Consider the following 23,846-nt stretch of genomic DNA (forward strand, 5'->3'; position numbering starts at 1 on the left):
ACCGGGTAACATCAGCACCCCGCCACAGGAACCGTCATGGCCAAGCTTTATTTCTATTATTCGGCGATGAATGCCGGCAAGACCACGACCTTGCTGCAGAGTGCCTACAACTATCACGAGCGCGGCATGCGCACGCTCATCCTCACGCCGGCGCTGGACAACCGCTACGGCGAGGGCGTGGTGGCCTCGCGCATCGGCCTCAAGGCCAACGCCGTGCGCTTCGGCGGGGAAGAAAACCTGCTGGCCCTGGTGCAGTCGGACATCGCCGCCCGCGGCCCGCTGCATTGTGTGTTCGTCGACGAGGCGCAGTTTCTCAGCAAGGCCCAGGTGTGGCAGCTGAGCGACGTGGTGGACAAGCTCAACGTCCCGGTGCTCGCCTATGGCTTGCGCACCGATTTCCGCGGCGAGCTGTTCGAGGGCAGCCGCTACCTGCTCGCCTGGGCCGACAACCTGGACGAGATCAAGACCATCTGCCATACCGGCCGCAAGGCCACCATGGTGGTGCGCGTGGATGAACAGGGCCGTGCGGTCACCGAAGGCCCGCAGGTTGAGATCGGCGGCAACGACCGCTATGTCTCGGTGAGTCGCGCCGAGTTCAAGAACATTACGGAAGGACACGGCAGGATAGAACTGCAGCAGCCCGTGCTGCCGCTGGGCGAAGGGCATTGAGCGTTTCGCACTCATCTAAGGAATGGTAACGGCATGTCGAAGATCCCTTTTCCCGCCTGGCAACGTCCGCACTGGCAGTCGAGCAACGAAGACATCCTGTTGCAGTTCTATGTGTTCGGGAAATTCCAGTCGGGACGGGCGCCCTCGCTCGATTACGGCAGCGAAGGCCTGCCCGATGGCGTGGAAATGACCAGCCATAACCACGCGCAGCTGCGCCAGTGGGACGGCTATCCCTTGCGCGGCAGCATCGGCCGCATGTTCAAGGATGGCGCGCCCGAGGCTTACCGGCAGGCTATCGATGCACCGGAAGTGCTGGTGATTCGCGGCCGTTTGCCCGATAGCGCCGATACGGGTTATCTGCGCGACACGCTGGGCGTGCTCGCGGCGCTGCTCGACATGGGCGGCGTGGCCATCCTCGATCCGCAGACGCTCAACCTCTACGACGCCGACACGTGGCGCAGGCACTTCGTCGTGCGCGACGGCGCGCCGATCCGCAATCATCTGTTGATACTTCGCGATGCGGAGCCCAATGGGACTTACTGGATTCACACGCGCGGCATGCGCAAGTTCGGGCGCCCTGACGTCAGTATTCGCCATGTGCCTGAGGCTGATAGCGATCGGGCGGGTTTGTTGTGTGAGCGGTTGGTAGAGTTGGAGGCGCTTGGTGCGCGTTTTGCCGAGGGGCAGGAGCTGGAGGCCGACGGGATGTCGTTGGTGGCCACTCTGGGCGGCGGGTTGGAAGATCCGGACTTCAACAATACGTTTGTGGAGTTTCGCTGGCCGGAGTAATCCGCCGCTTTGCTCCCTCTCCCCTGCGGGGAGAGGGTTGGGGTGAGGGGCGGGTGCTGCCGGCCCGAGCAGCTCTCTTGTAGGAGCGCACTTGTGCGCGACCCCCTGACGGAGCGAGACACCCACTCGTTGCGGTCGCGCACAGGTGCGCTCCTACAGGAGGGGCGTGCGCGTATGAGTCGCGGATCAGGCGTTGCCGGCTGCTTTTTGTGGGAGCGCACCCTGTGCGCGACAAACCTACGGAGCGGCACCTCGCAGCGTGGCTGTCGCGCACAGGGTGCGCTCCCACAGACAAGCCAGCGTGCTGATAGCTGAAGGGTTGGGCCCGAGGAGAAGTTTTGAGTCTTCTATGCGTCGGCGCGGCGCAGAAACGCTTGCCGGTCCCAAAGAAAACCCTCGAACTACTTCTGGCACTTCGGACACCAGAACGTCGACCGCTGCCCCAACACCACCTGCCTCACCGGCGTCCGGCACGCCCGACACGCTTCGCCCTCGCGCCCATACACCTGCAACTCGCGAAAGAAATACCCCGGCGCGCCATCGGGGTTGATGAAGTCGCGCAGCGTGGTGCCGCCGCGTTCGATGGCCCAGGCCAAAATGCGTTTCACTTCGCCTGCCAGTCGCGCGTAGCGTGCGCGCGAGACGGAGCCGGCGGGTTTGCGCGGATCAATGCCGGCGGCGAACAGCGCTTCGCTGGCGTAGATGTTGCCGACGCCGACCACGACGGCGTTGTCCATCAGGAACAGCTTTACCGCAGCGGTGCGTCCGCGCGACATGCGCCACAACAGGTCGCCGTCGAAATCATCGGTGAGTGGCTCGGGGCCCAGGTTTTCCAGTAGCTCGTGCGTCTCACCGGGCGGCTGCCAGAGCAGGCAGCCGAAGCGCCGTGCGTCGGTGAAACGCAGTACGCGTGGCCCCTCGGTGGCGGTCGGTTCCAGTGCGATGTCCACATGATCGTGCTTGCCGACCAAGGCATCCGGCGGAAGCACGCGCAATACGCCGGTCATGCCAAGGTGCAGCAGTGCACTGCCCACCTGGGTGTGCAGCAGCAGATATTTCGCGCGCCGCTCCACCGCCTCGATCCGCTGGCCGGGCAATTGCGTGCTGATCTCCGGCGGAATCGGCCAGCGCAGGTCGGGGCGACGCAGGGTCACGCCCGTGACGCGGCGTCCGATCAGATGCGGGGCGATGCCGCGGCGGGTGGTTTCGACTTCGGGTAGTTCGGGCACTGCAGGTCTCGGTTGGGTGGGGCGGCGGTGGCGAGTACTGAGGTTCCTGATAGTCCGCGGTCGCGCACAGGGTGCGCTCCTACAGGCGAGACGTCACCTTGTGGGGGCGCACCCTGTGCGCGACCGCGGAGCTACAGGATCGCCTCGATCCCCAACTCAACCCCAGTCGTTATGGAAGCTCCCTTCCTTGTCCACCCGCTCAAACGTATGCGCGCCGAAGAAGTCGCGTTGTGCCTGAATCAGGTTGGCGGGCAGGTTTTCGGCGCGATAACCGTCGTAATAGGCGATCGCGGAGGAGAAGCACGGCACCGGCACACCAGCCTTTACGGCCGCGGCCACGACGTCACGCAACGCACTCTGGTACTCGGCGGCGATGTCGCGGAAATAGCTATCGAGCAGCAGATTCTTCACCTGCGGGTCGCGCTCGTACGCATCGGTGATCTTCTGCAGGAAGCGCGCGCGAATGATGCAGCCGGCGCGGAAGATGCGGGCGATGGTGCCGTACGGCAGATTCCACTGGTATTCGTCCGATGCCGCACGCAACTGCGCAAAGCCCTGTGCGTACGAGACGATCTTGCTGAGATACAAGGCACGACGCACGGCTTCGATAAACGCCTTGCGATCGCCTTCGAACTGATGCGGTGCCGGTCCCTTGAGAATCTTGCTGGCGGCGACGCGCTCTTCCTTGAGTGACGAAAGCAGGCGCGCAAACACCGACTCAGTGATCAGCGGCAACGGCACGCCAAGATCGAGCGCGCTCTGGCTGGTCCACTTGCCCGTGCCTTTCTGCGCAGCGCGGTCGAGGATGATGTCGACCATCGCCTTGCCGGTGTCCTTGTCCTTCTTGGTGAAGATGTCGGCGGTGATGCTGATCAGGTAGCTGTCGAGTTCACCCTTGTTCCAATCGGCGTAGACCTCGGCCAATTCTTCGTTCGTCAGGCCGAGCACGTTATGCAGTACCGAATAGCTTTCGGCGATGAGCTGCATATCGCCATACTCGATACCGTTGTGCACCATCTTCACGTAATGGCCGGCGCCGTTCGGGCCCATATAGGCCACGCAGGGATCGCCATCGGGCGCGCGCGCTGCAATCTCGGTGAGGATGGGCGCGACCAGGTCGTACGCTTCGCGCGGGCCGCCCGGCATGATCGACGGTCCGTGCAACGCACCTTCTTCGCCGCCGGACACGCCGGTGCCGATGAAGTGCAGTCCAGCCGCGCTCATCTCGCTCTCGCGGCGCATGGTGTCCTTGAAGAACGTATTGCCACCGTCGATGACGATATCGCCCTTGTCGAGCAGGGGCTTGAGCTGTGCGAGCGTGGCGTCGGTGGGCTCGCCGGCCTTGACCATCAGCAGGATGCGACGCGGCTTTTCCAGCGACTGGACGAATTCCTCCAGCGTGAACGTGGGTACCAGCTTCTTGCCGGGATTGTCCTTGACCACTTCATCGGTGCGTTCGCGATGCCGGTTGTAGATCGACACGGCGTGACCGCGACTTTCGATATTCAGGGCGAGGTTGCTGCCCATCACGGCCATGCCCACTACGCCGATCGCCTGCTTGCTCATGACATCGCTCCTGTCGAGGTTTGCTTTCCCATATGGGGAGTCTGCGAGACGGTGCAAGGTACGCCGGGGTGGGGCAGGAGTTAGTGAAGAGGAGTGAGAAGTGAGAAAAGGCCGGGAAAGCTCTCTCTCACTCCTTGATCTTCCTCGCTTCGCCAGTCGCGCCGCGCGGCGTATAGCGCACCGAAATCAGTGCCACCCGGTCGCCCACGCGCACATAGCGCTGCGGACCCGTGACCGACGTTTCGCCGAATTCCAGGCGCTGGCCATCCAGCGTCAGCACCGCCATCGGGGTGGCCAGTCCGATCTTGCCTGGATCGAAGTCGTGCAGCGGTCGCCAGCTCAGCACTGCCGCGGCTGCCGTGTCGGCCAGCTCGCCGAGGCGGCCATCGTCCGCACGGGCTGGCGTGCCATCGGTGCGCCACCAGTGGCCGTCGCGGCGAGCGAAGTGCTCGGTATTGCCGCTGCCCAAAGATAGTGAAATGTCGTGGACGCTCGAGGGATCGAGCGTCAGCAAGGTACCGCTAGCCTCCGCACGATCCTGCCGCCACTGCCATCCGGCGATCGCCATGATCGCCAGGATGCCTGCCGCAAGCCACAGGCGCTGTCGGGTCGCCCGCTTCATGCGCGACGACGGCGCCACACGATGAAGCCGCCGATCAGCAGCAGCAACAACGGCAACACCACCAGGAAGCCAAGCGTGACGCTGCTCAGCTGCGCCTGGGTGATCTGCAGCAGGCGATCGGGCGCGCCGCGCGGCGGCAGGTTCACCAGGGCATCGTCACCCAGCAGCCAATCGAAGATGCGTTCACCCAACGCACGATTGCCGCCGTTGCCGAGGAAGGTGTTGGAGAGGAAATCGCCATCGCCAATCACCACCACGCGTTGCTCGGCCTTGTCGGGACTCGGTGAGAGACGACTCAAGGCAAAGGCAAAATCCAGCGGACCCTTCAGCTCGCCGGCGCTGGCGTCGTACTGGATGCTGGAGCTCTGCGCATTGTCGATCGGCTTGAACTCGGTCCAGCTCTGTGCGCTCGAGCGCAGGAACGGCGCCACCTTCCAATCGGTACGCGCCGCCATCGCCAGCGCAGACACCTGCGGAAACAGCGTGGTCAACTGAAAGCCGCGCGTGATCGCGTGCTGCGGATAGTCGCCCAGCGCCAGCATGCGCGGATCCTTCAAACCCAGCGCGGCGCCCTGACCATCGACCAGCACGCCCGGCAAAATCCGGATGCCCAGCGCATCGGCCAGCGGCGCCAGATGCAGGTCGTCATTGGTGGGTTCGCTCAACCACAACAGGTTGCCGCCGTTGCCCACGTAATCGGTCAGCGCCTTCACCGCGCCATCGGGCAAGGCCAGCTCGGGGCTCGCCAGTACGACCAGGTCGGTGTGCTGCGGTACGGCGGTGACTTGCGCAAAGTTCAGCGGCACCGCGCGCATGCCGCGGCCTTCCATCTGCGCCATGAACATGCCCAGGTCGGCATTGCCCTTGTCGTCCGCGCGACGCTCGCCATCGCCGGACACGAACGCGACGATGCGTTCGCCGCCGCGCGCCAGGCGCTCCAGCGCATTGGTGAGGCTGCGCTCGGACAGCTCATCGAGCCGCTGCTCGCGGCCCTGGTAGTGCAGGATCAAGGCGCCATCCACCGTGATGCCGAGCTCGCGCATCGCGGCAGGATCCTGCTGTGGATCGACGAAGCGCAGCGTCAGGTCGGGCTTGGCGCGCTCGTAACGTTCGACGAAGCCGGCCACGGTGTGGCGCAGATCGCCTTGCGGATTGGCGTAACTGACGATTTCCACCGGGCCATGCAAGGTCGCCAGCACCGCGCGGCTTTCCGGCGACAGGCTGGCGCGCCCGCCAAAGGTCCAGTCGCTGACATGATCATGGCGCGTGGTGAGATAACCGATGGCACCTGCGGCAAGCAACAGCGCCAACGCAAATAGCCATCCATTCAGATGCCGGAAAAAGCGCGCCATCAGCCACGCTCCTTTTCGGCAGCCAGCCGTTGCGTGGCGAGAGCGAGCGCCACCACGATCACCAGCACGAACCACGCGACATCCGACAACGACACCAGTCCACGCAGCATGTCTTCAAGATGTCCGCTAAGGGCCAGCCAGTTGAATACACCGCTGGTCGCACCGGCTTTCTGCACGGCGATATTCATGCCGGCCAGCACCAGTCCGACGGTGAGCGCGATGGTGGCGGCGATGGAGGCGTGCGAGGCGTAGGCGGAACTTGCCACGCCGATCGCGGCCAATGCAGCGAGCGTCAGCAGCGCGCCCAGCGATGCCGCGGCGAGCTTGCCCCAGTCGAGGGTGACACCGTGCGAAAGGCTCAGCGGCATCGCCAGGGCTAGCGCGAGCCACAGCACCAGCCACAACATCAGCGCCAGGTATTTGCCCAGCACGATGCGCGAAGCTGGCAGGCCGGCGGCGAACCACAACGGCAACGTGCCGTTGCTGCGTTCGCCAGCGAGCGAGGACATGGTGAGCAGCGGCACGATCACCAGCGCCAGCTCCACCACGCCAAACGGCAGGATGCCGCCGGTGAGGATGCTGCTCAGCATCGGCACGCCAACCAGATCGGTATAACCGGGGCCGCCCGGCAAAGCGGCGAGCTTGATCTGCCCGGCCAGAAAGCCGCCGAGCAACAAAGTGAAGCGCCAGGCCAGTTGCGCCAGCGTCAACGCGGCAAGCACCCAGGCGAGCGGGCGAACGATCAGGCGGCGCAGCTCCAGCCGCGTCACGGCGAGCACCCTCATGCGGCCCGTGCCTTGTCGTTGCCGTCGCCGCCGCGCAGGGCGATATCGAAGAAGGTCTGCTCAAGCATCTTGTGGTCGTCGTCGGTGATGGGGCCGTCGTAGCGCAGCTGCCCCTCGTGCAGGATCGCCACGCGATCGCAGGCCGCGGTGACTTCGGCCAGCAGATGCGTGGAAAGAATGACGGCGGTGCCGGCCGCGGCCTGTTCGCGGATCACGGTGCGCAGCGCAGCGACCTGCACCGGATCGAGGGCATTGGCGGGTTCGTCCAGCACCAGCAGCGAGGGCTCGTGCAGCAGCGCGCAGGCGAGTCCGAGGCGCTGACGCTGGCCCTGCGACAACACGCCAGCCAGCCGACGCGAGAGCGCGCCAAGTTCCAGGCGTTCGACGATGCGCTGGCGCGCCTTGGCCAGCGCCGCGCCGGCCAGACCGCGAAGGCGGCCATGCGCGTCCAGATGTTCCAGCACGGTCAGTTCCGGCCACAGCGGGGCACGTTCAGGCAGCCAGCCGATGCCGCGCTGGGCCAGCTCCGGATGCTCCAGAAAGTCCTTCCCGTTCAGTTTGATGGCGCCGCTGTCAGGCGTCAGCGCACCGGCGATCATGGCCAGGGTGGTGCTCTTGCCGGCGCCGTTGACCCCGAGCAAACCCAGCACCTGTCCCGCATCCAGGGTCAGGCTGAGATCGGCGACGGCGGCGCGTCCCGCGCGGTGTCGGGTTATGTGATCCAGTTGCAATACAGCGGTAGGCGCGGTCATTGCATGATTGTCAGTGCGGCCCCAAATTCATACAACCGGGAGAGGGCGCCGATGGGCGATACAGCACATTAACTTTGTTGCCGCAAATGGGTGCGACAATATTTTGCTGGTCCATGCTGGCGGGTACGGAAACCCCTCGTTTAGACTGACTTTTCATACACCTGGGTGTTTCCCATGCTAGATGCAGTACTCAATTTCTTGTCCAACGGCCTGACGCACGCCAGTTGGCTGACCATGCTGGTCTACATGCTGGTCATGACGCAGCTCACCATTTTCACGGTGACGCTGTACCTGCATCGCTGCCAGACCCATCGCGGCGTGGACCTGCATTGGTCTATTTCGCACTTCTTCCGCTTCTGGGGCTGGCTCACCACGGGCATGGTCACCAAGGAGTGGGTGGCGGTGCACCGCAAGCACCACGCCAAGGTCGAGACCGAGGAAGATCCGCATAGCCCGCAGATCTACGGCATCAAGAAGGTCTTCTGGGATGGCGTGTCGCTGTACCGCGACGCCAGCGAAGTGAAGGAAGACCTCGAGAAGTACGGCCGCGGCACCCCGGACGACTGGATCGAGCGCAATCTCTACGGCGCGCATCCGTACTGGGGCCCGACCCTGATGCTGTTCATCAGCTTCGCCCTGTTCGGCGTGATCGGTGCTGCCCTGTGGGCCGTGCAGATGATCTGGATCCCGTTCTGGGCCGCCGGCTTCGTCAACGGCATCGGCCACTGGTGGGGCTACCGCAATTTCGAAAGCGCCGACACCGCGACCAACCTCATTCCCTGGGGTTTCTGGATCGGTGGCGAAGAGCTGCACAACAACCACCACGCCTTCCCGAGCTCGGCGAAGTTCGCCCTGCGCAAGTGGGAGTTCGACATCGGCTGGGCCGCCATCTGCGCCCTGCGCGCCGTGGGCCTGGCCAAGGTGCTGCGCGTGGCGCCGACGCTGGACGTCCGCCCGAACGTGCACCTGCCGGATGCCGAGACGCTCAAGGGCGTGCTGACCCATCGCTTCGCCGCGATGACCGACTACTACCGCAACGTGATCATCCCGACCATGCGCGACGAAGCGCAGCACGCCGGCGACAGCATCAAGTCGGTGCCGCGCCGCATGCGTCGCGCGCTGGCCGATGGTGGCCGCTGGCTGGACAGCGAAGGCCGTGATCGCATGCAGGCGGTGCTGGCCAAGCGCCCGACGCTCAGCACCGTTTGTGATTTCCGCAATCGCCTTGCCGCTCTGATGGAGCAGCGTGGTGCCGATCAGGCGCTGAAGGGTCTGCAGCAGTGGATCGCCGAGGCTGAGCAGAGCGGTATCCGCGCGCTGCAGGAGTTTGCTGGTCGCCTGAAGAGTTATTCGGTGGCGAACGCGTAAGCGGTGTCACTGATTGGATGAAGAAGCCCGCCGAAAGGCGGGCTTTTTTGTGGGCGAGGCGATGACCAGGCGGGCCGCTCTGCTCCCTCTCCCCTCCGGGGAGAGGGCTGGGGTGAGGGGCGGGTGCTCGCGGGGACGTTTCTATTCGTCGTTCTTAAGTCGCCCGGATCAAGAGCCTCGGTATTTGGTTGTCGCGTGTTCGCTAGCTTGTTCGCCTGCCGCGGGCTTCCGTCCTCCTGCCGGAGGCCGGGTCACTTTCTCTTGCTTGCCCAAGAGAAAGTAACCAAAGAGAAGGGCCCCCCGGATGACGCGCCTTCCGGGCCTTTGGCCCTCCAGGTGCGCGGTCGGGCTCCGGGGTTTTTCGACAGGACATCCCTGTCCTGTCGAAAAACTGGCCGCATCCCTGCGGCCACCCTTCGGGCTTTCCTCCACCCGCCCGCCGCGTCATACGGGGACCCCCCAAGAGCCAAGAGCCAAGAGCCAAGAGCCAAGAGCCAAGAGCCAAGAGCCGGAGCCAAGAGCCGGAGCCGAGAGCTGCAGATCTACTGTGGGAGCGCACCCTGTGCGCGACAAACCTACGAAGCGATACACCCCAGCGTGACTGTCGCGCACAGGGTGCGCTCCCACAGGGGCTAGTCGATGAAACGCCAGGCCTGCTCCGGTTCGGGCAGGCGGCATTGCTGGCGCTTGCCGAACAGGTGGTAACGATGGCGCGCGATCCAGCGATACGCGGGATCGCGCAACGGCCTGGGGATCATGCGCAAAGTGGCGGCGACGCCACGCCACCGACCGCCCAGATGCTCCAGAACGCGTGCGATGGCGTCCGTATCGCTGTAACCGTGGCCGTCATCGACCAGCAGGAAGGAGGCAGGATCGTCGGGTGACAGTCCGTGCGCGAGCAGCAGGGCGCGCCCTTGCGTCCCCTGCATCGCCGCCAGCCGGAGGCTGCCGGCGCGGTCGTGGCGCAGGATGAAATCCACCCATCGGCTGCACAGCACGCAGACGCCATCGAAGACGATCACGGGATGCTCGAACTCAGCGGACATGGTCGATCTCCAGCCAGCCGCGATAGGCGACCAAATGCCCCAGCAGGGGCAGGTGCACATCGATGTCGAAGGTATAGCGGCCATCGCATGCGCCGCTGCGCGAGCGCACCCGGCCGTGCAGTGCGCGTGGAACCGGCAGGCCAAGGAGGGTGACGCGGTGGAGCTGCCAGTCGATGGCGTCGTGGTTGCCCTGCAAGCTGAAATGCAGCGATACCGGTCCCAGTGCTTCCCGCAGCGGGGCCGGTCCGCCCGGATGCAAGGTCGAGCGCATGCAGCCCCGCGCGAAACGCCGGGTCCAGCGCTCATGGGTGGCATGCCGTTCGATGGTCAGTGCGATGCGCTGGTCATGTCCGGGCTCGGGCAGCGTCAGCAGCCGACGCAGCAGGCGGGCGAACAGGTGGCGCGCGCCGTCGACTTCAGCCCGCCCGCTCGCTTCGATCACGCTGCCCTCGGCGTGCATGCGCTGCACCGCCGGTGCCAGACGGGACCAGTCGGTAGTGTCCAGCAGCGAATGGAACAGTGCGATAGGGGATGCCATGCCGTGCCATCATCGGAAAGGAGGCGAAGCAGGGCAAGGGTGCGGGCTTCGCCTCCTTGCTGCCGCGGGTCGGGCAGTCAAGGCCGGGGCAACAAAAAACCCGCCTTTCGGCGGGTTTTTCGTGGAAGCGTCAACTAAACCCGAGGGCTTACTTGATCTTGCCTTCCTTGTAGATCACATGCTTGCGGACCACCGGATCGTACTTCTTGAACTCGAACTTTTCCGGGGTGTTCTTCTTGTTCTTCTGCGTGGTGTAGAAGTGGCCGGTGCCGGCCGAAGAGATCAGGCGGATCTTGTCTTGCTTGCTGTTAGCCATGGCTCAATCCTCAGATCTTTTCGCCGCGGGAACGCAGGTCGGCCAGGACGGCTTCGATGCCGTTCTTGTCGATCGTGCGCAGGGCATGGTTGGAAACGCGCAGCTTCACCCAGCGGTTTTCGCTCGGGACCCAGAAGCGGCGCTCATGCAGGTTCGGCAACCAGCGGCGGCGAGTTTTGTTGTTTGCGTGCGAGACGTTGTTACCAGTCTGCACACCCTTTCCGGTGACTTGGCAAATACGGGCCATGATGACCTCCTGTTAGGCGCCCAAAGGCGCGTTTGCCACCCGTTAGCCAGGGCGGCATCGGCCCAGCGGCCCTAAGGCCTCGCGATGCTGGAGATGGTGCTTTTCGTGCCTGCCGTGAGGTCCGTATCGCGTGGCGGACGTGCCCGATGGATCGGGTCGGCATGGTCGAGCCGGCTATTCTCCCAGAAATACAGGCCGGTGCGCAATATTTGCTCAACCGGGGCTCCGGGCGCATGGCGGGCCGCGGGGATGTATGGAACAATTAAACCCTTTGCGTTTTCACGCACCGAACACTTACGAGGAATACCCCATGGCAGACGTTTCCGCCAACGGCCAGGCCGGCCAGCCCCAGCTGGTGCTGCAGAAGATCTACATCAAGGACGTTTCCTACGAGGCGCCCAACGCCCCGCAGATCTTCCAGGAAGTGGGCGAGACCGAGATGCAGCCGCAGGTCCAGCTGAACCTGGGCCAGAAGTCCGCCGACATGGGCAATGACCTGTACGAAGTGGTGCTGAGCCTCACCCTGACCTGCTCGCTGAACGACCGCACCGCCTATCTGGCCGAAGTGCACCAGGCGGGCGTGTTCGGCATTTCCGGCTTCTCCGAAGAAGACCTGGCCGGCATCCTCAACAGCTACTGCCCGAACCTGCTGTTCCCGTACGCCCGCCAGATGCTGTCGTCGCTGGTGCTGGAAGGCGGCTTCCCGCCGTTCCTGCTGCAGCCGATCAACTTCGACGCGCTGTATGCCGAACAGCAGCGCCGCATCCTCGGCGGCAGCGCCGTCCCGACGCTCAACAGCTAATCCAAGAGTCTGTGCTCATGGTTGAGCGTCCGACCCTGGCCGTACTCGGTGCCGGTTCCTGGGGCACCGCCCTGGCGGCCCTGGCCGCCCGCAATCAAGTGCCGACCCGGCTGTGGGGGCGTGACGCCTCCGCGCTGAAGGCGATGGCCGAAACCCATTGCAACCAGCGCTATCTGCCCGACGTCGAGCTGCCGGCTGAGCTGGACTACGAAGCGGATCTGGCCGCCGCGCTGCGCGGCGCCCAGGTCGTGCTGATCGTGGTGCCCAGCCATGCCTTTGCCTCGATGCTGGAGGAGATGGCGCCGCACCTGGAGCCCGACGCGCGCATTGCCTGGGCGACCAAGGGCTTTGAGCCGGGCACCGGCCGTTTCCTGCATGAACTGGTGGCCGAGCGCTTCCCGGGCCGCGCAGCGGCGGTGGTCACCGGCCCCTCGTTCGCCAAGGAAGTGGCCTCGGGCATGCCCAGCGCCGTCACCGTGCATTCGGACGACGCCGCGTTCGCCCATGAAATGGCGCTGATCCTGCACGCGCCGAACTTCCGCGCGTATTCCGGCAGCGACGTGCTCGGCGCCGAGCTGGGTGGCGCCATGAAAAACGTGCTGGCTGTCGCCACCGGCGTGGCCGACGGCATGGATCTGGGCCTCAATGCGCGCGCCGGCCTGATCACCCGCGGCATGAACGAAATGCTGCGCCTGGGTATGGCGCTCGGTGCGCGGCCGGAAACCCTGATGGGTCTGGCCGGGCTGGGCGATCTGGTGCTCACGTGTACCGGTGATCTTTCGCGTAACCGTCGCCTCGGCCTGGCGCTGGGTCGCGGCAAGGCCATCGACGAGGCTGTGCGCGAGATCGGCCAGGTGGTGGAGAGCGTGCTCACCGCCGACGAAGTGGCGCGACTGGCCGCCAAGCACGGCCTGGACCTTCCCATCAGCAGCGGCGTGCGCGCCGTGCTGCATGGCGAGGTGACGCCAGCCGAAGGACTCAAGCGCCTGATGAGCCGTGAGCAGAAGCCGGAATATCCGCACGGCCTGTTTACTCCGTCGGCGTAAGCCGTTGCTCCATCGTTCCGTCGCCGACGCTGAACGGTTCCGTCATCCAAACGCGCATCGGTTTGAAAAAACCGGTGCGTGAGACGCGCACGCACGCAAGACCCTTGCTAAGCTGAATCTTTTGGTCGCCCTGGATCGAATGCGCATGCAGTCACCGGACGATAAACGACACACGCAACGCGACGACGCTGCCGTCAGCGAGCCGCTGCCCGGCGTCTGGCGCAAGCTGCTGGCGCAGGCGGCACCGCTCGCGCCAGCGGAGCCCCTGGTGCTGGGCTTCTTCCTGGATGTGGTGCCGGAAGAGGGCGTGGCCTACGCGCATGTCGATGTGGCGCCGGTGCTGCTGGCGATGGCCGACCAGACCCGCTACGTGCGCCCGACGCCGTTCGACAGCAAACACCTGTCGCAACAGCCACTGCAGCCGCATGAACAACGCCTGGCAGCCACGGTGCTCGGCCTGCCGCAGACCCTGCGCAAGAGCCGCACCTATGCGCGCCTGTCAGGCCACGTGGGCGATGCGCTGCTGGCGGAAATCCTCGACACCACGCCGTGCTTCCTCGGCGGCCTGGCCGGCCTGCGCCTGTCGCGCGGCAAGGGCCATCAGCTCAACTGGCAATGGCACCTGGAGAACGACGGCAGCCAGCGCCTGATGCCGTGCATGCCGGCCAATCACCGCGTGCTGCGCATCGATGCGCTGTGGTACCTCGATGCCGAGCGCGCGGAGATGGGCCATCTGGATGCGCCGCTGGAAGAAACGTCCTGGCTCGACCTGCCGGCGCTGAAGCACGAATACAGCCAGATACTTCGCGACGCGCTGCCGGGTAGCCGCCTTTCGCATCGCCTGCCGTTGCCGCAGGTGCTGGGCGAGCTGCGTCGTGCGGAGCTGTCGCCCAAGCCGGTACTGACCCTGCACGCGCTCACCCGCCATGCCCGTCTGGCGGCAGGCACGCCACCACTGGCCTATGCGCGCCTCAACTTTGACTACGCGGGCGAGCGTCTGCCCGGACGCGGAGGCGAGCCGCTGGTGCGGCGTGTGCGCAATGGGCATCTGGTGGAAATCATCCGCCGCCGTGCAGAAGAACTCTCGGCGATGGAACAGCTGGAACGCGCCGGCCTCACGCCCGGTGTGGATACCGAAGGCCTGCCCTGGGATCTCGCAGACACGCTGCCCGAGGATGCCTGGCTGTTCCCCGGCAAGGGCTACGCAGGCGCGCTGGAAGTGAACACGCCGGCACGCTGGCTGGCGCTGCGACCCAAGCTGGAAGTGGAAGGCTTCGTACTCGACTACGCGCCGAGCTTCCCGTTCGAAGTGCTCGAAGGTCCGGTGCGCTGGTACGGCAATGCGGTGGAAGACACCGACGACCACGCCTTCGATCTGGAAATCGGCATCGAAGTGGAAGGCAAGCGCCACAACCTGCTGCCCGCCGTGGCGCAGGCGCTGGCCGATCATCAGTTGAACCTCAGCCCGGTGCCGAACGAGCCGGAAGACGCCGTGTGGTACGCGCCGGTCGATGAACGTCGCCGTGTGCCGGTGCGTCTGAAAGAACTGCGAGGCTTGCTGGCGCCGCTGGCCGAGTACCTCGAACGTCCGCGCAAGAAGCTCCATCTGCCGCGCGTGCAGGCTGGCCGTCTGGAAGAACTGGTCGAGGCATTGCCTACCGGTGGCGAACTCGTCGCGCCTGACGCTCTGCGTGGATTCACCGCACGACTGCGTGACGCCGCCGAGCGCGCAAGCGATGTGGTGCCCGAAGGCCTCACCGTCGAGCTGCGTCCGTATCAGCGCGAAGGCCTGCGTTGGCTCAATGCGCTGGCCGAAGCCGGTGTGGGCGGTGTGCTCGCGGACGATATGGGCCTGGGCAAGACGCTGCAGCTGATCACGCATCTGCTGTCGCTGAAAGACAGCGGCGCGCTGACTGAGCCGGCGCTGGTGGTGGTGCCGACCAGCCTGATTCCGAACTGGCTCGCCGAAGTGGCGCGCTTTGCGCCTGCGCTGCGCGTGCTGGCGTTGCATGGTCCGCAGCGCAGTGGCGACTTCTCGCAGATCGCCACGCACGACTTGATCCTCACCAGCTATGCGTTGCTGCCGCGCGACGTGGTGTCGCTGCGCAAACAACCGTTCTCGCTGATCGTGCTGGACGAAGCGCAGCAGGTGAAAAACCCGCGCACGCAGGCACGCCGCGCTGTGCTCAGCCTGCGCGCGCCACGTTGCATCTGCCTCACCGGCACGCCGCTGGAAAATCACCTGGGCGAACTGTGGTCGCAGGTGGATCTGTCGGTGCCCGGCCTGCTCGGCGACGAAGGCGCGTTCCGCCGTCACTATCGCGTGCCGATCGAACGTCATCGCGATACCGATTGCCAGGATCGACTCAATCGCCGCCTTGCGCCCTTCATCCTGCGTCGTACCAAGTCGCAGGTGGCGAGCGAGCTGCCGCCGAAGACCGAGATCACGCGTCGCGTGATCCTCGAGGGTCGTCAGCGCGAACTCTACGAAAGCCTGCGCCTGTCGCTGGCGGAAGAACTGCGCGAGGTCATCGCTCAGCGCGGCATTTCGCACAGCGGCATCGTCGTGCTCGATGCGTTGTTGAAGTTGCGTCAGGTCTGCTGCGATCCGCGCCTGGTGAAACTGGAAGCGGCACGCGGCGTGCGCGATTCGGCGAAGTTCGAATTGCTGATGGACATGCTGCCCGCGCTACTGGCGGAAGGCCGCAAGGTGTTGCTGTTCTCGCAGTTCACCGAAATGCTCAAGCTGATTGCGCACGAGCTGGATCGCCATCGCATTCGCTACGTCACGCTCACTGGCGAAACGCGCGACCGCGCTGAGCCGGTGCGCCAGTTCCAGGAAGGCGAGGTGCCGTTGTTCCTGCTGTCGCTGAAGGCCGGCGGCGTGGGCCTCAACCTCACCGCAGCCGACACCGTGATCCATTACGACCCGTGGTGGAATCCGGCGGCGGAAGCGCAGGCTTCTGATCGCGCCCATCGCATTGGGCAAGACAAGCCGGTGTTCGTGTTCCGCCTGATCACCGGCGGCACGGTGGAGGAGCGCATCGAGGAGTTGAAGGCGCGCAAGGCGGAGCTGGCGGAGGCGGTGCTCGAGGGCGGCGGTACGCGCGAGAAGTTGAGTTTTGATCAGTCCGATTTGGATGCGTTGTTGGCGCCTGGTTGATCGGCAGTCTGTAACCCTCGATATCTCCTCTTGGGGAGCGCCCTGCGTTTCCTTGTGGGAGCGCACCCTGTGCGCGACAGCCACGCCGTGGTGTACCGCTCCGTAGGTTTGTCGCGCACAGGGTGCGCTCCCACAAATAGCGACCTGTCGGCTCTAACAGTCACTCGCCGGCATGCAGCTCCCTTGTAGGAGCGCACCTTGTGCGCGACCGCAGAGTTGCGGTGTACCGCTCCGTAGGTTTGTCGCGCACAAGTGCGCTCCTACAACTAGCGGCTTGTCGGTTCTAACGAATACTCGCTGGCTGGAGCTCTCTCTTGTGGGAGCGCACCCTGTGCGCGACAGCACGCTGCGGTGTACCGCTCCGTAGGATGGTCGCGCACAAGTGCGCTCCTACAAGGTTTTCGCCAGGTGCCTTACATCGCCGGCCTGGTGCGCAACAGCGAATCCACTGCTTGCTGCCATTGCGGCGATCCCAGCGGTGATTGCGGGGCTTCCTGGCCCAGCTTGTGCTGAACGGCGGTGTTCCATTCCGAGGAGCCGCGGTCGGGGCCGTGGCCGTCGTCGGTGATGTGCAGGCGGTCGTCGACCCATTCGTACCACTGCGGGGAGCCGAGTTCGGCGTTGTCGGGCGTGCTGATTGCCGTGGCTTTGGGCGCGGGTGGTTTCTGTTCGGGCGGTGGCGACGAGGGCGAGCACGCGACGAGCAGCGCGAGGGGAAGCAGGGCGAGGAAACGGCGCATGAGCCCTCCAGGTGTTACGGATCCTCTGCCGAGACTAGCGCAAGTGTCTGCGGGGCGATGAATCGCCGGAAAACATGAGGAGCAAGTTAAGAGACAGGAGTGAGTGGAGAGGAGTGAGGCGGGAGCAGGCCCGCTGACTCTCGCTCCTCTTCTCTCACTCCTCGCTTCTCAGCTGCGCGCCACCACTTCGTCGATGTGCTTGAGCAGATCCGCCGGGTCTTCATAGACACGAAACGCACCGGCATCTTCCAGCTCTTCCTCACCATAACCACCCGACAGCAACCCCACGCCAAGCGCCCGAGCGCGCTGCGCGGCCAGCATGTCCCAGATGCTGTCGCCGATGACCAGGCTGTAATGGATGTCGATGCCCAGCTGTTGCGCGGCGGCGATGAAAAGATCCGGATCGGGTTTGGCGTGGCGCACCTGGTCACGCGTCACCACCGGGACTTTCGAAGGATCCACACCCAGCGCTTCAAGATTGTGCGCGGCGGTAGTCATGCGACCGCTGGTGGCGATGGCCCAGGGAATTTCCGCGTCGGTGAGGAAGGCCAGCAACTCGCGTGCACCCGGCAGCGGACGCACCGAGCCTTGCGTGGCCTGGCGGTTGTACGCCTCGGCGTGCCACGTGCGCAGGCGGGTGAGGCGTTCCTCGGTGATTTCGATGCCGGTTTCGCGCAGCAGGATGTTGGCGAACAGGCCGCCGCTCATGCCGATCTTGCGGTGGATGCGCCATACCGAGAGCTCCACGCCTTCGCGATCGAGCGCTTCTTTCCAGGCCAATACGTGCTGGTAGACGCTGTCGACCAGGGTGCCGTCGAGATCGAACAGGAAGGCGGTATCGCTGCGTGGCATGGGAGGCGCTCGAGCTGGGGGAGGGTGCTAAAGCGTAGCACTCGCGCCGGGCGCTTCCTGGAAGCGTGATGCAACGCACGAAGCCATGTAGGGCTGGATGTCGGCTGACAGAAAACGTTCCGCGGCCTGCCTAACGTGGGCGTCGTCGAACGAGCGACTCTGGCCGGGGGCGGGGAGCGCACGTCGTCGCAAGGCGAGGCGCGCTTGCTCCATGGCGCAGCGCCGTTGGCGATCCTCGCAAATATGCACATCCCCGGCCGATCGCGCGTGCGGCGACACCATCAACGCGAACAGGGGAATCTCAATGAACACGAACAGGCTGATGGCTACGGCAGGCTTGGCAGCATGCGTGGCTGCGACTACGGCGACTGCGCAAGAAGGCTATGCGCATCTGATCTTCAGCGGCCGTGTGGTGCAGGAGGCCTGCAGCAGCGGTCTCGCACCGCTGGGCACGAACGGTGCCGAAGCGAGCTGCGGCAGTGGTAGCTCGCGCGCCGCCTTTGTCGAGAACACGGCGATCGCCCGAAACACTACGGGCGTCGCCATGCTCGATTATTTTGCCGATCGACCCGACGGTGGCCGCAAGCTCGTGGTGACGCGCCAATACCGTTGAGCACCGCCAACGGCTGACGACATTCAGCCGTTGGGCACCAGCGCTTTGCCGGCGTCGAGCACGGCCAGTGCGGCGGCGCCGAGCAAACCCGGATCCGGATGCATCATGGCGACGGTAGGCACCTGCTCCATGGTCTCGCGGAAGCGGCCCTTGGCTTCGAAGCGCTCGCGGAAACCGCCATGCTTCAGCCACGGCAGCAGGATCGGCAGCATGCCGCCGGTGAGATAGACACCGTCCCAGCCGCCCAGGCTCAACACCAGGTCGCCCGCCACGCTGCCGAAAATGCCCGCGAGTGTTTCCACCGTGCGCACGCACAGCGGATCGCTGCCCGACTCGGCGCGCGCGGTGATGTCTTCGGGCGTGTATTCCTCCGGCGGCTGGCCGGCGATGTCGGCCAGGGCGAGGTAAAGATTCACCAGGCCGTTGCCGCAGATCATGCGTTCGTTGGAGACGCGGCCGAAGCGCGAGTTGAGGCGATGCAGGATCTCCACGTCTTCGGTGGTGTGCGCGGCGAAGCCGGCATGGCCGCCTTCGGTTTCCAGCACCATCCAGCGACCTTCGCGACGCATCAGGCCAGCCACGCCAAGACCGGTGCCCGGACCCACGACGACAAACGTTTGTGTTTCGCGCGTGCCCAGTTCGGTGATCGGCTGCGGGCCGACCGAGGACAGCTGATCGCGGGTGTGCAGCGGCACGGCCATGGCCTGCGCGGCGAAATCGTTGACCAGGTGCACCGCTTCCATGCCCAGCTCCGCTTGCAGCGCATGCGCCGCGACCTGCCAGGGATTGTTGGTGACCTTCACCGTTTCGCCTTCGCTGACGCGACCGGCGGCGGCGATGATGGCGCGCTGTGCGGTGAACCCCGTGTCCTTGAAGTATTCGCGCATGGCTTCGGCCAGCGAGTCGTGATCCTTGACCCGGTAGCGGCGCACGCTGTCCTCCATCAACGGGTTCGCGCGGCCCGTATCAGCCAGTGCAAATCGCACGTTGGTGCCGCCAAGGTCAGCAAGCAAGGTCGGGGCGGCACGGGCGGGTGTTCTCATGGACGGTCCTGCACTTGGGGAGACGGTAAGCGTGACTCCCTCGGGCTTTTTCGTCCAGTACTGCGGTGCAACGAAAAGCTGCCATTCGCGACCGAATGGACGGCCTTATGGCCGTCCACTGGTCTTTGGCATGTTTCTACGGCGTGGGCGCCGATCAGCCGCCCAGGTAAGCCGCCGGCGTGGCGCCGAAGCCTGCCTTCACGTGCTTGGCGGTGTCGTCCGCCAGCACTTCGGCGTCGTCGCGCTCCAGCGCTTCCAGGGTGCGGGCGGCGATATCGGCCGGGCTGGTCTTGGGCGCATCGACATGGCTGACCATGTCGGTGTCGATGTAGCCGGCATGGATGCCGAGCACCTGGGTGCCCTGCGCGCGCAACTCGATGCGCAAGCTGTTGGTGAGCGCCCATGCGGCGGCCTTGGTCACCGAGTAGGCGCTGGTGCTGTCCAGGCTCAGCCAGCTCAGGGCGGAGAGCATGTTCACCAGGGCGCCGCCGCCGTTCTTTTTCAGTACTGGCGCAAAGGCGGCGCTTACCGCGTACACACCGTACAGATTGGTTTCCATGATGCGACGCAGGTTGCCCTCGCCATCGGCCGCGTCCAGCAGCGGCGTGCCGCCGGTGATACCGGCGTTGTTGATCACGATGTCCACGTCCGCAGCCAGCTTTGCAGCGGCGGCGACATCCTGCGGGTTGGTCACGTCCAGCTTGACCGGCACGACGCCGGGCAGGGTGACGGTGGACGGATCGCGCGCAGCGGCATAGACCTTGCGCGCGCCGGCGGCCAGCACGGCCTTGGCGAAGGCGAGACCGAGGCCGCGGTTGGCGCCGGTGATGAAGACAGTGGAACCCTGGATTTTCATGATGGTGTGTCCGGTAGCGGGGTGGGAGAGAACGGTGATTATTTATATGACCAAAATCATATAATTCGAGTACTCGCCAGTTTCAAGGGCGCGGCCGAATTTTTTTTGCATCGGCGCCCTTCACGCCGCCCTCACAAAAAGTCACTTGCATTTCGCAAGTTACCATTTATATGATGATCGTCATCTAATGCAGTAGGGCCCGTCGCCGTGCGCCACACCACCGCCGAAAACATGCAATGCCCGATCGCCCGCGGACTGGACCGGGTGGGCGAGTGGTGGAGCATGCTGATCCTGCGCGACGCTTTTTATGGCTTTACGCGCTTCGACGATTTCCAGACCAGCCTGGGGATCGCGCCGAACATCCTCAGCCGCCGCCTGGCGATGCTGGTGGAAACCGGCATGCTCGAGCGCCGCCGCTACAGCACCCGTCCGGTGCGCCACGAATACGTGCTCACCGAACGCGGCCGCGATTTCCGCCCGGTGCTGCTGGCGATGATGGCCTGGGGCAACCGGCACTTCGCCGAGGAAGGCCAGGCCATCGAGCTGATCGATCGCCAGCTGGGGCACATCGTCGAACCGGTGCTGGTCGATCGCCAGACCGGCGAACCCATCACCCGCGAACGCCACGAATTGCGCGCCGGCCCCGCCGCCAGCGAGCGCATGCGAGCGCGCATCGAATTTCGAAATTCACGGGCGCAAGCCCTGCAAACCCTTTCCCATCCCAAGTCTCCGGAGTCACTCCCATGAATGCCGTCACCGTTGCCGAGCGAGCGGACGCACCCGCCGTTACGGAATCCGCCCCCCGCAGCCGGAAAAAGCAGCTGCTCAGGCTCGCCATCGGCGCGGCGGTGATCGCCGGCGTGATCTATGGCGGCCACTGGTGGAGCGTGGGCCGTTTTATTGAAGACACCGACGATGCGTATGTCGGTGGCGATGTCACCGTGATCGGCCCGAAGGTGCCCGGCTATATCACGCAGGTCGCGGTGACTGACAACCAGGTGGTGCACGCCGGCGACCTGCTGGTGAAGATCGATGATCGCGACTATCGCGCCGCGCTCGCCAAGGCTGATGGTGCAGTCGCTGCGCAGGAAGCCCTGCTCGCCAATCTCGACGCCACCGAAAAACTGCAGCTGGCAGTGATCCGCCAGGCGCAGGCCAGCGTGGCGGCGGCCGCTGCCGAAACGCAGCGCTCGCGTGACGACGAAGCGCGTTACCGCGATCTCTCCAGCCGCTCGGCGGTGTCGATCGAAAGCGCGCAGCGCGCCGATGCCACGTACAAGACGGCGCGCGCCGGTTCGGACAAGGCGGATGCCTCGCTGGTCGCCGCGCAGCGCCAGATCGACGTGATCGAATCGCAGAAGCAGCAGGCACGCGCGGCCTTGCAGCAGGCGAAGGCCGAACAAGACATTGCGCGCCTCAATCAAGGCTATACCGAGCTGCGCGCACCGGTGGATGGCGTCGTCGGCAACCGCCGTGCACGCACCGGCGCCTATGCCGCGGCGGGGACGCAGTTGCTGTCGGTAGTGCCGGCGCGTGGCCTGTGGGTGGACGCCAACTTCAAGGAAGACCAGCTCGCCCGCATGACGGCCGGGCAGTCCGTGGAAATTCGCGCCGACGTCGTGCCTGGCCGCGTATTCCACGGCCATCTCGCCAGTCTCGCCCCGGCCACCGGCGCGCAGTTCAGCGTGCTGCCGCCGGAGAACGCCACCGGCAACTTCACCAAGGTCGTGCAGCGCGTGCCGGTGCGCGTGGTCTTGGACAGCAAGGACGACGAACTGGGCGTGCTGCGTCCCGGTCTTTCCGTGGTGGCTGACGTGGACACGCGCGGCAGGGTCGCCACGCCATGAGCGCTCATGCCGCCAGCGCACCGCTGAGCGGGCCCATCGATCCGGCCGCGCTCAGCGTCGCGCAGAAAGTATTCGCCTTCGCCAGCATGTGCGTGGGCATGTTCATCGCCTTGCTCGACATCCAGATCGTGTCCGCGTCGCTGCGCGATATCGGCGGTGGCCTGTCGGCGGGCGCGGATGAAACGGCCTGGGTGCAAACCAGCTATCTGATCGCGGAAATCGTGGTGATTCCGCTGTCGGGCTGGCTGTCGCGCGTGATGTCCACGCGCTGGTTGTTCGCTGCGTCGGCGATCGGTTTCACCATCACCAGCATGCTGTGCGGCATGGCCTGGGACATCAAGAGCATGATCGTGTTCCGCGCGCTGCAGGGTTTCCTGGGCGGCTCGATGATCCCGATGGTGTTCACTACCGCCTTCGTGTTTTTCCAGAACAAGCAGCGCGTGATCGCGGCGGCGACCATTGGCGCGATCGCCTCGCTGGCGCCCACGCTTGGGCCCACGCTGGGCGGCTGGATTACCGATCACTCGTCATGGCATTGGCTGTTCTTCATCAACCTGGTGCCCGGCATCTTCGTCGCGGTGGCGGTGCCGATGCTGGTCAATATCGACCGCTCGGATTATTCCCTGCTGCGTCACGCCGACTACCTCGGCATGGTGCTGCTGGCGATCTTCCTCGGCTGCCTGGAATACACGCTGGAAGAAGGTCCGCGCTGGAACTGGTTCAGCGACCAGGTGATCCTCACCACGGCGTGGCTGTCAGGGCTGGCGGGCGTGGGCTTTATTGCGCGCAGCCTGACTTACGATCATCCCGTCGTTGATCTGCGCGCACTGCGCGACCGCAATTTTGCGCTGGGCTGTTTCTTCTCCTTCGTCACCGGCATCGGCCTGTTCGCCACCATCTATCTCACGCCGCTGTTCCTCGGCCGCGTGCGTGGCTACAGCGCGCTGCAGATCGGCGAGGCGGTGTTCTCCACCGGCGTGTTCCAGATCCTCAGCATTCCGCTCTACACCTTTCTGGCCAAGCGCTACGACCTGCGCTGGATCATGATGGCGGGGCTGGCCGTGTTCGCCATCTCCATGTGGGACTTCACGCCGATCACGCATGACTGGGGTGCACACGAACTGCTGCTGCCGCAGGCCCTGCGCGGCATGGCCCAACAGCTGGCGGTGCCGCCGGCGGTGACCCTCACCCTGGGCGGCCTCGCACCGAACCGGCTCAAGCTCGCCTCGGGCCTGTTCAACCTGATGCGCAATCTTGGTGGTGCCATCGGCATCGCGGTGTGCGCGACCATCCTCAACGACCGCACCAATCTGCATTTCTATCGCCTGTCCGAACATCTCAACGCGAGCAACGAAGCGATGAACGGCTGGCTGGCGCAGACCACCGGCCATATCGCCGAGCTCGGACAGAACGTCGACGACGCGACCAATGGCTCGCTGCATCAGCTGTGGCAACTGGCGTATCGCGAAGCGCAGACGCTTTCTTACGCGGACGCCTTCCTCGCCATTGGCCTGTGCTTTGTGGTGGCCACGGCGATGGTGCCGTTGATGCGCAAGGTGGCGCCGCCCGCTGCGCCGTCCGCCGATGCGCACTGATCCGATCTTC

24 protein-coding genes are annotated in these 23,846 nt (G+C 65.1%); 10 read left to right on the forward strand and 14 right to left on the reverse strand.

All coding sequences use genetic code 11. The annotated features are described in order from the left end of the window. Positions 1-36: 36 nt before the first annotated feature. Together AB4Y82_RS18990 and AB4Y82_RS18995 are read left to right on the forward strand one after the other, a co-directional pair. A complete protein-coding gene (locus tag AB4Y82_RS18990; protein ID WP_441602023.1) occupies positions 37-669 on the forward strand; it encodes a thymidine kinase in 633 nt (210 codons plus the stop codon). A gap of 33 nt (positions 670-702) precedes the next feature. Continuing rightward, positions 703-1,458, forward strand: a complete 756-nt coding sequence (locus tag AB4Y82_RS18995; protein WP_441602024.1) for a hypothetical protein — start codon at positions 703-705, stop codon at positions 1,456-1,458. Positions 1,459-1,859: 401 nt separating this feature from the next. On the opposite strand, the gene mutM is transcribed toward AB4Y82_RS18995, so the two are convergent. The 6 genes from mutM to AB4Y82_RS19025 all read right to left on the reverse strand — a co-directional run bounded on the left by mutM (position 1,860) and on the right by AB4Y82_RS19025 (position 7,764). After that, the gene (mutM, locus tag AB4Y82_RS19000; RefSeq protein WP_441611571.1) at positions 1,860-2,687 is read right to left on the reverse strand and encodes a bifunctional DNA-formamidopyrimidine glycosylase/DNA-(apurinic or apyrimidinic site) lyase; all 828 of its coding nucleotides are present in this window, start codon (positions 2,685-2,687) and stop codon (positions 1,860-1,862) included. Positions 2,688-2,843: 156 nt separating this feature from the next. Next, the gene (gene gndA / locus AB4Y82_RS19005; RefSeq protein WP_441602026.1) at positions 2,844-4,253 is read right to left on the reverse strand and encodes an NADP-dependent phosphogluconate dehydrogenase; all 1,410 of its coding nucleotides are present in this window, start codon (positions 4,251-4,253) and stop codon (positions 2,844-2,846) included. A 127-nt stretch (positions 4,254-4,380) separates the two neighbouring features. After that, positions 4,381-4,875 (reverse strand): hypothetical protein, encoded by a 495-nt coding sequence (locus AB4Y82_RS19010; protein WP_441602027.1) that lies wholly within the window; start codon positions 4,873-4,875, stop codon positions 4,381-4,383. Continuing rightward, positions 4,872-6,227 (reverse strand): GldG family protein, encoded by a 1,356-nt coding sequence (locus tag AB4Y82_RS19015; RefSeq protein WP_441602028.1) that lies wholly within the window; start codon positions 6,225-6,227, stop codon positions 4,872-4,874. Before AB4Y82_RS19015 ends, AB4Y82_RS19010 begins: the two co-directional genes overlap by 4 nt. After that, on the reverse strand, positions 6,227-7,012 hold the full coding sequence (locus tag AB4Y82_RS19020) for an ABC transporter permease (RefSeq protein ID WP_441602029.1): 786 nt from the start codon (positions 7,010-7,012) through the stop codon (positions 6,227-6,229). Before AB4Y82_RS19020 ends, AB4Y82_RS19015 begins: the two co-directional genes overlap by 1 nt. Beyond that, positions 7,009-7,764: an ABC transporter ATP-binding protein gene (locus tag AB4Y82_RS19025; RefSeq protein ID WP_441602030.1), complete on the reverse strand. Its 756-nt coding sequence runs from the start codon at positions 7,762-7,764 to the stop codon at positions 7,009-7,011. The genes AB4Y82_RS19020 and AB4Y82_RS19025 overlap by 4 nt, the downstream gene beginning before the upstream one ends. Positions 7,765-7,938: 174 nt before the next feature. Here AB4Y82_RS19025 and AB4Y82_RS19030 point away from each other — a divergent pair, with 174 nt between their 5' ends. Continuing rightward, entirely contained in the window at positions 7,939-9,132 is a 1,194-nt protein-coding gene (locus AB4Y82_RS19030) for a DesA family fatty acid desaturase (RefSeq protein WP_121883323.1), read from the forward strand. A gap of 632 nt (positions 9,133-9,764) precedes the next feature. On the opposite strand, the gene AB4Y82_RS19035 is transcribed toward AB4Y82_RS19030, so the two are convergent. The 4 genes from AB4Y82_RS19035 to rpmB all read right to left on the reverse strand — a co-directional run bounded on the left by AB4Y82_RS19035 (position 9,765) and on the right by rpmB (position 11,279). Continuing rightward, positions 9,765-10,178 carry a thiol-disulfide oxidoreductase DCC family protein gene (locus AB4Y82_RS19035; RefSeq protein ID WP_441602031.1) on the reverse strand — a complete coding sequence of 138 codons (414 nt, stop codon included), beginning with the start codon at positions 10,176-10,178 and terminating at the stop codon, positions 9,765-9,767. After that, positions 10,168-10,716, reverse strand: coding sequence for a DUF4166 domain-containing protein (locus AB4Y82_RS19040; RefSeq protein WP_441602032.1), 549 nt, complete (start codon positions 10,714-10,716; stop codon positions 10,168-10,170). The genes AB4Y82_RS19035 and AB4Y82_RS19040 overlap by 11 nt, the downstream gene beginning before the upstream one ends. A gap of 148 nt (positions 10,717-10,864) precedes the next feature. After that, positions 10,865-11,032, reverse strand: coding sequence for a 50S ribosomal protein L33 (gene rpmG, locus AB4Y82_RS19045; protein ID WP_008211962.1), 168 nt, complete (start codon positions 11,030-11,032; stop codon positions 10,865-10,867). 10 nt (positions 11,033-11,042) lie between these two features. Next, entirely contained in the window at positions 11,043-11,279 is a 237-nt protein-coding gene (gene rpmB, locus AB4Y82_RS19050) for a 50S ribosomal protein L28 (protein WP_046971178.1), read from the reverse strand. Positions 11,280-11,589: 310 nt separating this feature from the next. On the opposite strand from rpmB, the gene secB reads away from it, so the two are divergent. The 3 genes from secB (at position 11,590) to AB4Y82_RS19065 (ending at position 16,290) form a co-directional block, all read left to right on the forward strand. Further along, entirely contained in the window at positions 11,590-12,081 is a 492-nt protein-coding gene (gene secB, locus AB4Y82_RS19055) for a protein-export chaperone SecB (protein WP_441602033.1), read from the forward strand. 17 nt (positions 12,082-12,098) lie between these two features. Further along, a complete protein-coding gene (locus tag AB4Y82_RS19060) occupies positions 12,099-13,127 on the forward strand; it encodes an NAD(P)H-dependent glycerol-3-phosphate dehydrogenase (protein WP_441602034.1) in 1,029 nt (342 codons plus the stop codon). 145 nt (positions 13,128-13,272) lie between these two features. Further along, positions 13,273-16,290, forward strand: a complete 3,018-nt coding sequence (locus tag AB4Y82_RS19065) for a DEAD/DEAH box helicase (protein ID WP_441602035.1) — start codon at positions 13,273-13,275, stop codon at positions 16,288-16,290. Positions 16,291-16,703: 413 nt separating this feature from the next. Here the strand turns inward: AB4Y82_RS19065 and AB4Y82_RS19070 are convergent, their stop codons facing one another. Together AB4Y82_RS19070 and AB4Y82_RS19075 are read right to left on the reverse strand one after the other, a co-directional pair. Further along, a complete protein-coding gene (locus AB4Y82_RS19070) occupies positions 16,704-17,030 on the reverse strand; it encodes a hypothetical protein (RefSeq protein ID WP_441602036.1) in 327 nt (108 codons plus the stop codon). Positions 17,031-17,198: 168 nt separating this feature from the next. Next, the gene (locus AB4Y82_RS19075; protein ID WP_441602037.1) at positions 17,199-17,882 is read right to left on the reverse strand and encodes an HAD family hydrolase; all 684 of its coding nucleotides are present in this window, start codon (positions 17,880-17,882) and stop codon (positions 17,199-17,201) included. Between the two features lie 304 nt (positions 17,883-18,186). Here AB4Y82_RS19075 and AB4Y82_RS19080 point away from each other — a divergent pair, with 304 nt between their 5' ends. After that, on the forward strand, positions 18,187-18,495 hold the full coding sequence (locus AB4Y82_RS19080) for a hypothetical protein (protein WP_441602039.1): 309 nt from the start codon (positions 18,187-18,189) through the stop codon (positions 18,493-18,495). Positions 18,496-18,518: 23 nt separating this feature from the next. On the opposite strand, the gene glk is transcribed toward AB4Y82_RS19080, so the two are convergent. Then, complete coding sequence (glk, locus tag AB4Y82_RS19085) at positions 18,519-19,538, reverse strand: glucokinase (RefSeq protein ID WP_441602040.1); 1,020 nt, start codon at positions 19,536-19,538, stop codon at positions 18,519-18,521. Between the two features lie 154 nt (positions 19,539-19,692). Further along, on the reverse strand, positions 19,693-20,394 hold the full coding sequence (locus tag AB4Y82_RS19090) for an SDR family oxidoreductase (protein WP_441602041.1): 702 nt from the start codon (positions 20,392-20,394) through the stop codon (positions 19,693-19,695). Between the two features lie 207 nt (positions 20,395-20,601). Here AB4Y82_RS19090 and AB4Y82_RS19095 point away from each other — a divergent pair, with 207 nt between their 5' ends. From AB4Y82_RS19095 to AB4Y82_RS19105, 3 genes are read left to right on the forward strand one after another with little or no spacing between them, the layout of a single operon-like run. Further along, complete coding sequence (locus AB4Y82_RS19095) at positions 20,602-21,141, forward strand: winged helix-turn-helix transcriptional regulator (RefSeq protein WP_441602042.1); 540 nt, start codon at positions 20,602-20,604, stop codon at positions 21,139-21,141. Beyond that, a complete protein-coding gene (locus tag AB4Y82_RS19100) occupies positions 21,138-22,241 on the forward strand; it encodes an HlyD family secretion protein (protein WP_441602043.1) in 1,104 nt (367 codons plus the stop codon). The genes AB4Y82_RS19095 and AB4Y82_RS19100 overlap by 4 nt, the downstream gene beginning before the upstream one ends. After that, positions 22,238-23,836, forward strand: a complete 1,599-nt coding sequence (locus tag AB4Y82_RS19105; RefSeq protein WP_441602044.1) for a DHA2 family efflux MFS transporter permease subunit — start codon at positions 22,238-22,240, stop codon at positions 23,834-23,836. Before AB4Y82_RS19100 ends, AB4Y82_RS19105 begins: the two co-directional genes overlap by 4 nt. Positions 23,837-23,846 lie beyond the last annotated feature (10 nt).

The sequence above is a fragment of the Dyella sp. 2YAF14 genome (genome assembly GCF_052114725.1).
Lineage (GTDB): Bacteria > Pseudomonadota > Gammaproteobacteria > Xanthomonadales > Rhodanobacteraceae > Dyella.